Origin of the sequence: Sodalis glossinidius str. 'morsitans' (genome assembly GCF_000010085.1) — a bacterium.
GTDB lineage: Bacteria > Pseudomonadota > Gammaproteobacteria > Enterobacterales > Enterobacteriaceae > Sodalis > Sodalis glossinidius.
Genome location: NC_007712.1, coordinates 1228253 through 1240493, shown reverse-complemented (window position 1 = coordinate 1240493; position 12241 = coordinate 1228253). Strand labels below are relative to the sequence as shown.

18 protein-coding genes and 4 pseudogenes are annotated in these 12241 nt (G+C 44.9%); 18 read left to right on the top strand and 4 right to left on the bottom strand.

Annotation, left to right across the window (positions count from 1 at the left end):
- Positions 1-163 precede the first annotated feature (163 nt).
- Together SGP1_RS06315 and SGP1_RS26765 are read right to left on the bottom strand one after the other, a co-directional pair.
- Positions 164-487, bottom strand: a complete 324-nt coding sequence (locus SGP1_RS06315) for a hypothetical protein (RefSeq protein WP_041866685.1) — start codon at positions 485-487, stop codon at positions 164-166.
- 134 nt (positions 488-621) lie between these two features.
- Complete coding sequence (locus SGP1_RS26765) at positions 622-879, bottom strand: Cro/CI family transcriptional regulator (RefSeq protein WP_243466179.1); 258 nt, start codon at positions 877-879, stop codon at positions 622-624.
- Between the two features lie 54 nt (positions 880-933).
- Between SGP1_RS26765 and SGP1_RS32815 the strand changes: the two are divergent.
- Positions 934-1212 (top strand): annotated as a pseudogene (locus SGP1_RS32815) (helix-turn-helix domain-containing protein); the annotation flags it as partial.
- A 623-nt stretch (positions 1213-1835) separates the two neighbouring features.
- Positions 1836-2183, top strand: coding sequence for an antitermination protein N (locus SGP1_RS36180; RefSeq protein WP_083764691.1), 348 nt, complete (start codon positions 1836-1838; stop codon positions 2181-2183).
- Here the strand turns inward: SGP1_RS36180 and SGP1_RS06300 are convergent.
- Positions 2172-2654 carry a hypothetical protein gene (locus SGP1_RS06300; RefSeq protein ID WP_050747926.1) on the bottom strand — a complete coding sequence of 161 codons (483 nt, stop codon included), beginning with the start codon at positions 2652-2654 and terminating at the stop codon, positions 2172-2174. The genes SGP1_RS36180 and SGP1_RS06300 overlap by 12 nt on opposite strands.
- Positions 2655-2800: 146 nt before the next feature.
- On the opposite strand from SGP1_RS06300, the gene SGP1_RS06295 reads away from it, so the two are divergent.
- The 7 genes from SGP1_RS06295 (at position 2801) to SGP1_RS06275 (ending at position 6742) form a co-directional block, all read left to right on the top strand.
- The gene (locus tag SGP1_RS06295; protein WP_041866683.1) at positions 2801-3043 is read left to right on the top strand and encodes a hypothetical protein; all 243 of its coding nucleotides are present in this window, start codon (positions 2801-2803) and stop codon (positions 3041-3043) included.
- Positions 3044-3206: 163 nt separating this feature from the next.
- Complete coding sequence (locus tag SGP1_RS30625; protein WP_158302342.1) at positions 3207-3365, top strand: hypothetical protein; 159 nt, start codon at positions 3207-3209, stop codon at positions 3363-3365.
- 242 nt (positions 3366-3607) lie between these two features.
- Positions 3608-4240 carry an AAA family ATPase gene (locus tag SGP1_RS06290; protein ID WP_243466178.1) on the top strand — a complete coding sequence of 211 codons (633 nt, stop codon included), beginning with the start codon at positions 3608-3610 and terminating at the stop codon, positions 4238-4240.
- Positions 4240-4878 (top strand): PD-(D/E)XK nuclease family protein, encoded by a 639-nt coding sequence (locus tag SGP1_RS06285; RefSeq protein WP_011410605.1) that lies wholly within the window; start codon positions 4240-4242, stop codon positions 4876-4878. Before SGP1_RS06290 ends, SGP1_RS06285 begins: the two co-directional genes overlap by 1 nt.
- Positions 4879-4946: 68 nt before the next feature.
- Positions 4947-5543 (top strand): hypothetical protein, encoded by a 597-nt coding sequence (locus tag SGP1_RS06280; RefSeq protein WP_011410604.1) that lies wholly within the window; start codon positions 4947-4949, stop codon positions 5541-5543.
- A gap of 264 nt (positions 5544-5807) precedes the next feature.
- The gene (locus SGP1_RS29235) at positions 5808-6017 is read left to right on the top strand and encodes a transcriptional regulator (RefSeq protein ID WP_148203392.1); all 210 of its coding nucleotides are present in this window, start codon (positions 5808-5810) and stop codon (positions 6015-6017) included.
- A gap of 32 nt (positions 6018-6049) precedes the next feature.
- Positions 6050-6742 (top strand): helix-turn-helix transcriptional regulator, encoded by a 693-nt coding sequence (locus tag SGP1_RS06275; protein WP_011410603.1) that lies wholly within the window; start codon positions 6050-6052, stop codon positions 6740-6742.
- 155 nt (positions 6743-6897) lie between these two features.
- Here the strand turns inward: SGP1_RS06275 and SGP1_RS06270 are convergent, their stop codons facing one another.
- Positions 6898-7185, bottom strand: a complete 288-nt coding sequence (locus SGP1_RS06270) for a DUF1640 domain-containing protein (protein WP_148203391.1) — start codon at positions 7183-7185, stop codon at positions 6898-6900.
- Positions 7186-7505: 320 nt separating this feature from the next.
- Between SGP1_RS06270 and SGP1_RS06265 the strand changes: the two genes are divergently transcribed.
- The 9 genes and pseudogenes from SGP1_RS06265 (at position 7506) to SGP1_RS06245 (ending at position 12094) form a co-directional block, all read left to right on the top strand.
- Entirely contained in the window at positions 7506-8264 is a 759-nt protein-coding gene (locus tag SGP1_RS06265; RefSeq protein WP_011410602.1) for a Rha family transcriptional regulator, read from the top strand.
- Between the two features lie 70 nt (positions 8265-8334).
- Complete coding sequence (locus tag SGP1_RS36175) at positions 8335-8682, top strand: hypothetical protein (protein ID WP_148203389.1); 348 nt, start codon at positions 8335-8337, stop codon at positions 8680-8682.
- Between the two features lie 125 nt (positions 8683-8807).
- Positions 8808-8918 (top strand): annotated as a pseudogene (locus SGP1_RS36170) (phage antirepressor KilAC domain-containing protein); the annotation flags it as partial.
- A gap of 51 nt (positions 8919-8969) precedes the next feature.
- Positions 8970-9347 (top strand): phage antirepressor KilAC domain-containing protein, encoded by a 378-nt coding sequence (locus tag SGP1_RS36165; protein WP_341538084.1) that lies wholly within the window; start codon positions 8970-8972, stop codon positions 9345-9347.
- A 44-nt stretch (positions 9348-9391) separates the two neighbouring features.
- Entirely contained in the window at positions 9392-10141 is a 750-nt protein-coding gene (locus SGP1_RS06255; RefSeq protein ID WP_011410601.1) for a Rha family transcriptional regulator, read from the top strand.
- 12 nt (positions 10142-10153) lie between these two features.
- Entirely contained in the window at positions 10154-10357 is a 204-nt protein-coding gene (locus tag SGP1_RS26755) for a hypothetical protein (RefSeq protein ID WP_083764690.1), read from the top strand.
- Between the two features lie 5 nt (positions 10358-10362).
- On the top strand, positions 10363-10548 hold the full coding sequence (locus SGP1_RS06250; protein WP_041866682.1) for an ANR family transcriptional regulator: 186 nt from the start codon (positions 10363-10365) through the stop codon (positions 10546-10548).
- Between the two features lie 138 nt (positions 10549-10686).
- A pseudogene (locus SGP1_RS36160) lies at positions 10687-10767 on the top strand (hypothetical protein); the annotation flags it as partial.
- Positions 10768-10928: 161 nt separating this feature from the next.
- A pseudogene (locus tag SGP1_RS06245) lies at positions 10929-12094 on the top strand (tyrosine-type recombinase/integrase).
- The last annotated feature ends 147 nt before the right edge of the window (positions 12095-12241 follow it).

Sequence of the window (12241 nt, the reverse complement as noted above, 5' to 3'; positions counted from 1 at the left end):
AAGAAGTTAACAGCCCTGGCACCGCTCCTCTTCTTGCTTGAAATGATCATGTTTCTTCATGTATAATTATCTCCTCGATTTGGTAGTAATTTGTTGTGAAATATGGCCTTTGAAGTTCCCGCTTCAGAGGCTTTTTCTTTTGTATTGGCTTCATTCTTTCCCCCTATGCGACAAGACATTTATCGCCTGATGTCGCTTCCAGTTGCATGCGCGCAAACTCCATAGCCGATGACATCAGCCAGCGGTATTGCTCCAGTGGTAGCTTCTTCTCACCCTCGAAAACGAAATCCTGTACACCACTGGCGGCTAGAATATTCATCGTTTCTGTGAGCTTCTCGGAGCGGCGCAGAATGGTTGAATCAGGAACACCAAGCAATTTGGCTATGTTCGTTTGCTTAACGCGCATGATTGCCTGATAAGCTGATGCAACGAGGTGACGGCTGATGAACTCAACCGCAGAATTTTTGCGTGTTTTTGCGTTCTCCATCGGAGATAATCCTTTGTGTGATAAGTAGATAAGTAACAGACGTGACGAAGCCGTGAGCTAGTCACAGTGAGTTGGTACTGTGGGATTATGGCTGCCCTTCTTCAGGGCGGAATGTTAGAGAACGGTACTACTAGTTAGGCTGCGAAATCTGCATGATGCCGTTGATTCGGGAAGGGCTTGATTTCTTCAGCCTTAACCTCGCCATTAGCGTATACAGTAACTGTGATATGCCGTCTTGCTTTTAACGCTTTGCAGATCGCAGCTTGGCAAATGCCTAATGCTTGTGCTGTTTTCTTTTGTCCATGCAAAGATGCATATTGGCTTAATGTTAATCGATCCATTGAATAGCTCCTTATCGTTGCCTCGATAAAATATAACTTTTTGTTATTCACAAGTCAACACCTTCTGTTTTTGTTAGATATTCCAATTGGTGATATCATTTTTATATGAAAAAGAAACCGTTAAGTCCTGAACAGCATGAAGATGCGATGAGGCTCAAGAGCATTTTTGAGTCAAAGAAAAAACAATTAGGCTTTTCACAAGAGTCGATAGCTTATGAGCTGGGTATGAGGCAAAGCGCTGTAGCTCAGCTTTTAAACGGAGTAAATCCTTTAAATATGAGCAATGCAGCAAAATTTGCTAAATTGTTAGGTGTATGTGTTAATGATTTTAGTCCAACGCTTGCAGAAAAAATTGCAGAAGTATCCGCATCTATACAGCCTACTCAAACTCGACATTTGAGTAGGGAAGAAGAAAGACTTCTTGATATGTTTTCTAGCCTGCCCAAAAGGGATAAGGAGATCTTTTTAAACCAAATTAGTGAAAGGAAAGATGAAGTTGATCAACTATTTGAAGAAATCATAGAGGCAAGAAAAATTAAGAAAATCATTTGATTAACTGATGTAACATGGCTGATTTTGTGAATTCAGCAACTATTGATCTTTCCCCTATCCATTCCCGAGTCACTCCCTCTTCTATGAATCCAAGCTGAGCTAACGAGGTAGGATCTCAGCAATCCTTTATTAAATCAATTAAATAATTAAAGGTTATATTTATCCCATCAACTCACTAGACAAGCGCAAGCCCGACAGTGGAGCAGCAACGGCAATCCCCCGGCAGGCAAGACTACGAGTTACCCGCCGATTGCCTGAGCTTAAGTAGCCAGCCTGAGGCGTATGAACATGACGGCGGTTGAATCAGATACATGCTCTTAAAAATTCGGCCCTGAAAAAGGGCAACTATCTCAAGGCAATGAGCTTTGAGGTGTGGTGAATGATGCAGTCCATCAGGATAAGCCTAAGAACAGCACCGGCCACCACACCACCCAAGTTTATTGACGGAGGTGTCTATGCATTATGATTCGCAATCACGTCGCCGAGAACGACGCGCAGCTAGACAGGCTGAGTGGAAGGCAGCAAATCCACTCCGTGTTGGCATAAGAGCGAAACCATTGGAACGACCTGCCTTACATCTTAAGAGAAAAGTTAGCAGGATAAACAAAGCAGTATCCCCAATGAATCTAACGGATTTATTCCAGTACCAAGAGCAAATCACCCTTTCCGCCCAGAAGCACATGAAAGCCAGATATCCACATCGCGGGGCGGTAGTGGAATTTGAGGAGAGATCGTGCTGCTTGGAGAATGTGGCATTATTTCAGGCGGGGTATAGGAAATCAATCAACATATCAGTAAGGTGAATGAGGCATAGCTGCTTCATAGTCAATTATAATCTTATCCATCCTGTATTCATTTTTACATTCAGGGCAGTAAGACATATGAAACCCAGACTCATTTTTTGTAGGCTGAAGTATAGATATTATTCTGTTCTGGTAGCAGTGAGCACAAAGATAGTGATGGGGGATCTCTCCCTTTGGAGTAGATTTAAGGATGTATACTATCGCCCCCCCAGACGTTTTATGTATTTCGTATTCACTCGATTGGGTAGTAAACATGTTGATCTTGGTATTTTCCTCTCTAAGCTCCACTGTGATTTGACGCTCCGCATGGAAAAGGCCAGACAACTCAGCATTAAGCATTTGTAATTCAGTTATTTTTTCCCGTAGTGCACCAGCGGCCTTATCTATAACCGACTGATCCCTACTTTCCTTCAAGATTTTAACTAAATCATAAGCCTGCTTTGCGACGGCAACACCTGAAAAAATATCCATATCAATTATTCTCAACTCGTAGGGGGGATGAAAGTTTATCAAGTTTCTCACTGTAGGGGTACACGAGAACCCTCGCCGCCTGAGAGGGTCACCAAATCAGGCACTTAACACGGAGACCACCATGAAAAAATTATCAGGAAAAAGATATGTTTAAAACCTTCTGGACACTGAAAATCATTAACGTCATTTCAATTATGACATGGATAGCGGCAGGGATAACCACTGTCATTGGCATCATGGATGCAGAACCAAAAATAGTTATCTTTTCAGCTATCGCACTAATGTTCAGCCGCCTTTTTCTTGAGTGCATTGCTGTTCAATTCGTGCAGGCTGAAACCTTAAACAAAATTCTTGATATGTTAAAACCAAAGGAGCAACTTTATGAATAACATCATTTGTAGCGACAGCATAAAAGAAGTTGTTTTATTCCATGACGATTCCGTAATGAATTACGCGCCAAAATTATCGGCCATTGCCACAGAAGAAGGCATGCTTGGCTAGTTAAGTAAAGATACTCTTATCACAGACTTAGAAAATGCCAACGATGAAATTATGTCACTCAAAGGCGAACTGGCAAAATGGAAGGCGTTGGCTGAAGGGCAGGAATGGCTTTTAGAAGACGAGAAAGACTTTAAAAATAAATTCTGGATATCTATGAAAAAGGCTTGGCAAAGAAATCACCAGCACATGAGATACTGGCAAACATCGTAGCTGACACTTATTTTAATATTTAAACGCGTCATCGCCAACCAATAAACCCCATCAAATAACACAAGGAATAATTCTATGTACCTCGCTATTGCAGGGGCGACATCCGCTCGCCCTTTTGACCCTGTGCTGTCGATACAGCACCATCAATACAATAAATTAACCGGCAAGAAAGTCATGACTTCCGATAAGAAAAGCTTGCTTGATCGTCTGATTGATTTTCTTCGCAGCCCCGGGAGGCCATAATGAACCCTTATTTAGCACAAGATAAATATTACGACTATCTTGAGAAGAAGCATCAACATTTACAGGGTTTCGGTGCCTTGAAAGCAGGATTTTCGGGATGGCTAAATCTGCTTAAATCATTTGGTAAAGATATTATCCTGATAGCTCACATGGAAGAAAAGCAGGTTGGAGAGGATTTAGTTGAACGTCTTGATATTCAAGGCGGCTCTAAAGGTGAGATTTACAAAGTCGCCGACGTTATGGGACAAATCCGCATTGAAGGCTCAGGCCAGAATACAAAAAGATTGCTCGACTTTAATCCCAGCGCCTCCGGCTTCGGCAAAAATCCGGCACAGCTGCTAGTTCAAGAAGTCCCGCATTTCAGTCAATACCCAGATTATTTATCAGCTATCATCAGTACCATCAAGCAAGAGCTAAATAAACAGTCTGAAGAAGCGAGAAAATCCCAAGAAGATCTACAGCGTCTTCGAGTTGACCTACAATGCCTCGAAAGCGAAGAAGACTTTCAGGATGCCGTAGAGCATTTCCGGGAAGCACCTTCAGAGCATAAACGCCTTTTGAACGAAATAGCTAAAAGTAAAGGATTCTCGTTCAATAAAGACGAGGGTAAATACATCAAGGTGGCAGCGTAATGATCAGGATATCCGCCACCAATCTTGAAGCCTTCCGCAGATGGAAGGCTAATCCCGATGCAGAACTGGATGAAATTATTAACTATCTGCTGAAAAAGACGCCTCCAACGGAAGCTATGGCCGCAGGGTCAGCTTTTCACAAAGTCTTAGAAAAGGCTTCTTTGGGGGAGTTGAATATCGAGCAAACGGACGGGTTCACTTTTGATTTTAGTAAAATAGAAAGTGAAATAGCTTTACCAGAAACAAGAAAGAGGAAAATTACCAGACAGCAAATGGTTAATGGTGAGCGCGTAACCTTTGTCGGCATTGTCGATGCTATGGATGCGACCACTATCTACGACCACAAGCTTACCGGCTCTCTAGACCCAGAGAACTATACCGATAGTTTGCAATGGCGCTGCTATCTTGACTGGTTCAGTGCAAGAAAATTTACTTACAACTTGTTCAGTAAATACCAGCCGGCGGCCAATCCCGGTACCTATCTCATCAAACAGTTTATGCCGATAAGTTTTTATGCATATCCCAATATGCACAGAGACGTAATGGCCGTTGCCGAAGAATTGGTTGAATTTATTAAGAAATATGTTCCAGAACTCATCAAGGATGATGTAAGTTCAACAAGTTTCGAGCTAAATTGAGTGTATTCACAGCCACTTTATCGCTACTATAGCTTTATAACCATCTTAAATTTAAAGGAAATTATACCATGAGCAAGGCTTTGTTTACCTACGACGAATCAGCCGCCATATCCGCAGGCCAGAGCAACTTTATCAAGGAGTCCGGTGCTTACATTATCACTATCGACGAAGCCAAAGTAGTGAAAAGTCCAAGTGGCGCAACGTTCATTGAGTTTTCAGGCGAATCAACAGACGGCTACCTTATCCAATACCTTTCCGTCTGCATCAACAAGAAAGACGGCTCGGACAATAGCTACGGCGTTAACATGATCCAAGCCATCATGGGCTGTACCGAAGTCAAAAGCATCAGCGAAAAGATACTCAGCGCCAGCCAAACTATCGTGCCTGAGTTCGCAGGGAAACGTGTAGGGCTACTGTTGCAGAAGATTTTACGCACCAAGCAGGACGGCGGAGACACCTACAATTTTGAAATCCGTATCCCGTTCTATCCTGATACGAAGCAGACCATCAAAGAGCGTCTCGAAAGCCAAGATGCCAAGACTATCGATAGTATGCTTTCTACGCTCAAGGATAAGGACGAGCGCCGTCACGGTCCGCAATATAGCAGACAGCCATCCCACGACGTACCGCCAGTCGATGCTTACGAGGATTCAATCCCTTTCTGATACCAATTCAGCACTCCCTGCCGGTTGCCTTATTGGCAACCACATTAACGAAATGAGCATTTGGCGGTGCCTGAAGGGACTCTGAATCCCAACAGACACCTAACCCAAAACCTACCTATATAGGATTTGAGCTATGAAAAAGAGTACAGCGCCAGCACGCGCATTGGAAGTGCAACCGTTCACCCGTAGCGAGATTGTCCATTTTGCATTTACCTCGAAGCATCTGCCCCCGCATCATCACCTCCTGAACGTTGGAGGTGCGGCATGAAGGTATTTGACCCCGCACAGTACCCCGAGCTGCGCAACCTTTTCCCTGAACTAACGCCTGTTCAATTTGAAACAGCATTCCTTTTTTCTTTTGGTTGTTCTCAGAAAGAAATATCTGTATTACGCGCTGTCAATTACAGACTGGTTCAGCGTGAAATAGCGGGCTATCATTTCACAAATAACAACACAATACTGACCATTCATTAAGTAGTTAAATCTCTTTTCAAGGACGATTTTTAATGAGTGGTGTAGCACTAAAGCGAGAAGCTATTTCTGATCAGATTATCTATATGTGCGAAAACAACCCCAATCCATGTCATATTCGAGATAGTGAGCACCGATATGCCTATATCAATCCGGCGATGGCTGAATTACTGGATTTGCCGAAAGGTTTTAACATTGAAGGTAAGCAGATAACAGACATACATCATTGGATGGCAATATTTTTAGACGATATTTACCAACATGATAAAAACGTGATCGACAACAAGTCTGCGATATCTTTACTCATTACCTCTGCTTTTGGTCGTGAAGACATTGTCCAGCCTTATATTTTTGATATCCAACCTTTCTTCAACGATAAGGGCCATGTGGTTGGTACTATGGCAGAAGCTAAGCTATGCAGATTTTTCTCACCTCTGCAATATGCAGATGGCGAATCTCCCATAACATTAACCATGAATATGCCTCATAGCTATTTTACAGAACGCGAACTTGAAGTAATATTCTTTACTTATCATGGATTAAGCAGTAAAGAAACAGCGAAACGATTAAAAATTTCTCATAGAACCGTAGAAAACAGGTTATGTAATCTGTATCAAAAGACACGCGTTAATAACATCTACCAATTTCGAGAGTTTTGCAGAGATATTGAACTTGATTGCTACATACCGACAAATCTGTTAGTTCCCTCAATTCGAGTTATTGGATAACTATTATTCATCTGCAAATTTGTTGCCCATATACAGCAACCAAAAACAGAAGTCCCCCGCCCTCATTGACGCAAGGATAACCCATGCGCTATAGCGCACAGGTCAGCGTCACATTTTGAGAATGGCGGCGATGATACTGACACCGGCAGCGACCATTAACCGAGCCGGATGGTCATCTGTAAGCCAAGCTTATCGAAACGGGCCTCAATTTTGTCAAAGCGGGCTTGCATTAGAGCTTCATGCTTATCGAAGCGAGCGTCAACCTTATCGAATCTGGCGTCAATTTCCTTGCGTACGTCCTCAAGGTCGCGCTTGGTAGCAACATCGACGGCCTCATGCGATTCACGAACCGCAAGCGAAATTGCCTTGGCCTGATCTTTAGGCAAGCCAGCAGTTTCCAGCGTTTCAACGAATTTCAATGTATCGAACGCAACTTGACCCATAGGGGTTACTCCTCTTTTGAGCAAGTGTAACCCAGCAATCGTATTGACGGAAGATCACCCCATACGCTATAGTCACTCTGCATCTGCAAATTCAGGTGCCGGGATTGATACCCCGCCGAGATTCACCGCGATAGACTGACACGCCGCGAGCGTGTTTTTTTATGTCGCAATCTAGCCACATCTCAATGGTGGACTGGATAGGGCTACCGAAAGGTAGGCCGGACGGTGAACCCGGTAGTATCAACCCTGTTCAGTTCACCACCAATATAGAGATTGATACCTCTTGGTGGTGATTATAAGTTCACTATCTGGAGGTCAGCATGACGCTTCAAACATCTGTTACCACACCAAAAGTTACCATTCATAACGGTAAAGCTGTTACTACGTCGCTTGACGTTGCTGAATATTTTCAAAAACGTCATGACGATGTTTTGAAGAAGCTGCGCGCACTGGATTGTTCTGCTGATTTTAGCGCCCGCAATTTTGCGGGGGCAGAATACACCGACGAACAGAACAAACCTCGCCCGATGTTCGAGATGACCAAAGATGGCTTCGTCTTCCTCGTCATGGGCTTTACCGGCAAAAAGGCAGCAGCGTTCAAGGAAGCTTACATCGCAGAATTTAACCGCATGGAGGCTGAGCTTTATGCGATGCCGAGACATAATTCCTCAGCAGCCGAACTATTCACCGACGATAATCTTCGCAGATTAACTCATCTCGTTTGGAGCATGGCTAACAGCTTTCGTTTTGAAAAAGCATGGACACAAGGGATCTGGCATGCTCTACGGCTCGTTACCGGCGTACCATCTCCACAGCACTTTGAAGTTCGGCAGATACCGTTATTAGCCGAAGAGTGCAGTCGTATCTACTCCATGACCACCCAGCTAAAGCAAACAATCTTCGAGGCAGAACGGCAAGCCATAAAGCGTGTACTCCGTCAGCAAGAAGATGCAAATCTCGTACTTGGCGAGATGCAACGGATGATCGAGGATAGTAGCCAACAGCAGTCCAATGTTATGTCCCAAGCTCTGACTAAATGGCAACAAGCAAATGTTAGCCAGTTCCTGCAACGTCACTAAAATTTCCTTCCTGCCCCGGTAACACTCCGGGGTTACATCTTCATCGTTTTTACTAACGAGGTATATCTGTATGCAAAATTTAACCATTGCACAAACATTAACCATGTCCAGCCTTGAAATTGCCAATCTGGTCGGTAGCCGCCATGACAATGTGAAGATAGCCATTGAACGTCTTGCTGCAAAAAGCATTATCCGGCTTCCTGCAATGCAGGATTCCGAAAATATCAATAACTTAGGATTACTGCGTATTCCGGCGCAAAGTGAACGCATATTCTGGAGGGTGAACACTCGGCCAAATGAGTTAAACGTGACATCCCCTTACGCTTCTGCCACAGGACTGTTCGGTGCTCACTGCGCTGCGCTCCGCCTCAGTCCTGCAACAGAACCGTTGCCAAAGGAAACAGGGGCTAGAACGTGACAAACTCAACAGAATAAACCCATGTGATTATTAGCACGCTGTATTTCACTGCCGGAATCAGCGTTCACAGGGCCGGAATGACCGTTCACTTTCACCGGAATACGCAATTACCTCAGAAAACAAAAATCTATGTCTTCATTGGCGAACAGGGAAAGCGCGATAGCATTATCGTCGTCGCTCAGCTCTGCCCTGAGTTCACCGCCCGTCTGGTTGACCGCTGGCAAGAGCTGGAAAAACAGTTAGCCATCCCCGCCGACCCAATTCAGATTCTCAACGACCCAGCGGCCATGTGCGGCATCCTGCTTACCTACACCGAAAAGGTTATTGCTCTGGAAAGCAAGGTAGAGGAAATGGCACCAGACGTGAAAGCTCTGCACCGCATCGCCAAATCTGACGGCGGTATGTGCATCACCAACGCCGCCAAAGAGTTGCAGGTGCGCCCCAAAGACCTGTTCGCCTTCCTCCAGGAGCGTGGCTGGATTTATCGCCGTGTGGGTGCCAAGAACTGGATGGCCTACCAGAGCAGAATCCAGTCCGGCTACCTCGAGCATAAAATCTCGATTATTCCCGGTAATGATGGCACCGACAAAATTCGTGAGCAGGTGATAGTGACGCCAAAGGGACTGGCGAAACTCTCTCAAACTTTCTGCCTCGAACCGGCATAACTAAATTCTTTTCCATCAATCGTTTAGCTACGAGGAATATTCACATGCAAAATTTAGTTTCTGAACATATTTTAACCATGTCTAGCCGTGAGATTGCCGAATTGACAGAAAAACGCCATCCGGATGTAAAACGCGACATTGAACGGATGATTTCTGACCTACAGGGAGATGTGAGCAAATTTGCGCACATCTATCTGGACTCCATGAATCGCCAGCAGACTGAGTATCTACTCGACCGTGATCACACCGAATGCCTGCTCACTGGCTATAGCGCTGTTCACCGCATGCGCGTTATCAAACGCTGGCATGACCTCGAAAAACTGGCTGCTAAACCTGTCCTGCCGGAAAACTACATCTCTGCCTTGGAAGCCCTGCTGGAATCGAAAAAGAGTGAAGCTGCACTAGTATTGGTCAACAAAGAACAGGAGGCAGAAATCCACGACCTCAAGAACTTATTCAAGGAGGGCATGACCTCTACCCAGTTCTGCAAAATGCTCAACGGCGTCAATACCCAAAAGGTTAACGGCTGGCTCGCTGAACGCAATTGGCTCTACAACGAAAGCAAATCCGGCATCCGTTGGCGGGCCACGTCGTACGCTCGCGACAAATACCTGACTGAGCACCAACACATGATTAGCGTTCACGGTGCAGACGACTTCATTAAATACCAGCCAGTATTACTGCGTAAAGGGGCTGAGCGCATCTATGACCTATACCGTCGCGGCAAGGTGCCAATGAAACTCAGCTGGAACGGCGATTTTACCCATCAAAAGCAAATCAGCTTCGCATCGTAAGAGGAACCGTGCATGAAACCCCGAATTCCCGTCGACATCCGTCGGCGGGCTAAAATGCTCATCCGCCTGTGGCGCTCAGGTGCCATCTACGCCAAACGCACCTACCGACGCAAATATCTATCAATCCCCGTTAATCGGAGATGGCGGGCATTATCAAAAGACAACGGACGGCACTGGGACGTGATGAGCCATGCCACCTACGACAATGAGATTTAGACGTTATGAAGAACATGAAGTACTTTAAGGAAGCGCTGTTAGCAAAAACGCTCGAAAGCAATCGTGAGTTTGCTGAGGCAATCTTGCAATGGGGCAAGGCTGCCAAGCAAGCTAAATCACTGCATAACTTGGGCTGGGCAATGGCGCGTAAAGATTACTGCAAATCATGTTTGCGGAACGGATGGAGATAAGTGCAAATCCTTTAAATTGTAAATACTTACTCCCTTCATTAAATCACTACATACAGTCCCTTTCTATGATTCATAACTAACCGGCCTATTCACCGTCATGATAAACGGCGCAGCGGCTTGATTTAAACAGAGGTTATTATGGCAACGCTTAGAATGGATGATGAGATTTTCAATCTTTCCGAAGCGGCTCAATTTCTTAAAAAATCGCCACGAACTGTACGAAAACTCATTAAAGATAAACGACTTCATGCAAGTAAATCTGGATGTAATGGTGGTGGACAATTTGAGATTTTGAAGTCTGCCTGCCTTGAGTATGTCCACTATCAGCAACATAATCAGGCCGTGAATGCAGAGAACGGCCATTCAGAAAGGAAATCTAGATGGCACTTAAACAACGTTATGGCAATTGGTACTGTGACTTCGTTGAACCGGGTGGCAAAAGAATTAGACGCTGCCTTGATACGACAGACAAAAAGCAAGCGCAGGAACTCTATGATCAGCTGAAAGCGGAAGCATGGCGGATAAGTAAATTAGGAGAAATCCCTGACCATACCTTTGATGAAGCTTGCCTACGCTGGATTACAGAGAAAGGGCATAAACGTTCACTGGATGATGATCGCACTAAAATAGAGTTTTTTCTCAACTATTTTGCAGGAAAGTCATTGTCCAGCCTGACAGAAGATAACATTATGCAGGCTGTGGCAAAAATGCCAAACCGTAAACATCGTCAGATATGGGAAACCAGAAGAGATGCTGCACTACGTAAAGGTCTTCCTGTTCCTGATTATGTTGAAAAACCCGTATCTGCGGCAACACGTAGAGCCAGCACCTCTCTTTTATGCGAGGTCTCTTAAAGATAGCGGCTGACGAATGGAAGTGGCTTGAAAAAGCCCCTGTGATCAAGGTCAGGAAACCCGTTAGCCGGCGGATCCGTTGGTTAACGCGAGACGAGGCATCCACCTTAATTAAATGCATGCCAGAAAATTTTCGGCACATCGTCATATTCGCTCTGGCTACTGGGCTACGCCGTTCAAATATCATCGATCTTGAGTGGTCACAAGTGGACATGCAACGGAAGGTTGCCTGGATACATCCGGAAAATGCCAAAGCAGGGAGAGCAATAGGCGTTGCACTGAATGATACTGCCTGCAAGGTGCTTAGAGATCAGATAGGCCGTCACAACCGTTATGTCTTTGTCCATACTAAAGCAAAACATAAAGCAGGAGGAGGAAAAACGCCAGAGGTCAGGAAACTTCGCGTGGATGATAACTCAGCCTGGAAGACTGGCCTAAAGCGCTCAGGGATAAAAGATTTCAGATTTCATGATTTGCGTCACACCTGGGCAAGTTGGCTAGTGCAGGCAGGTGTGCCGTTGTCCGCCTTACAAGAAATGGGCGGCTGGGAATCCATCGAAATGGTGCGCCGCTACGCACACCTTTCGCCCAGCCACCTGATCGAGCATGCCAGAAAAATTGACGATGCGCTGGCGAGCGATGTCACTAATCTGGCACTTTTGGATAACGCTACAGGAAACCAAACGGCGTAAACTATTGATTTAAATGGTACGCCCTACTGGACTCGAACCAGTGACCTACGGCTTAGAAGGGCGATAACTTCTGATTTTAACTCATAACAGATGATTTCATTCGCTTTCAATTTACTGTAATAAAAAGATTTTCACATGTTGCCTGAT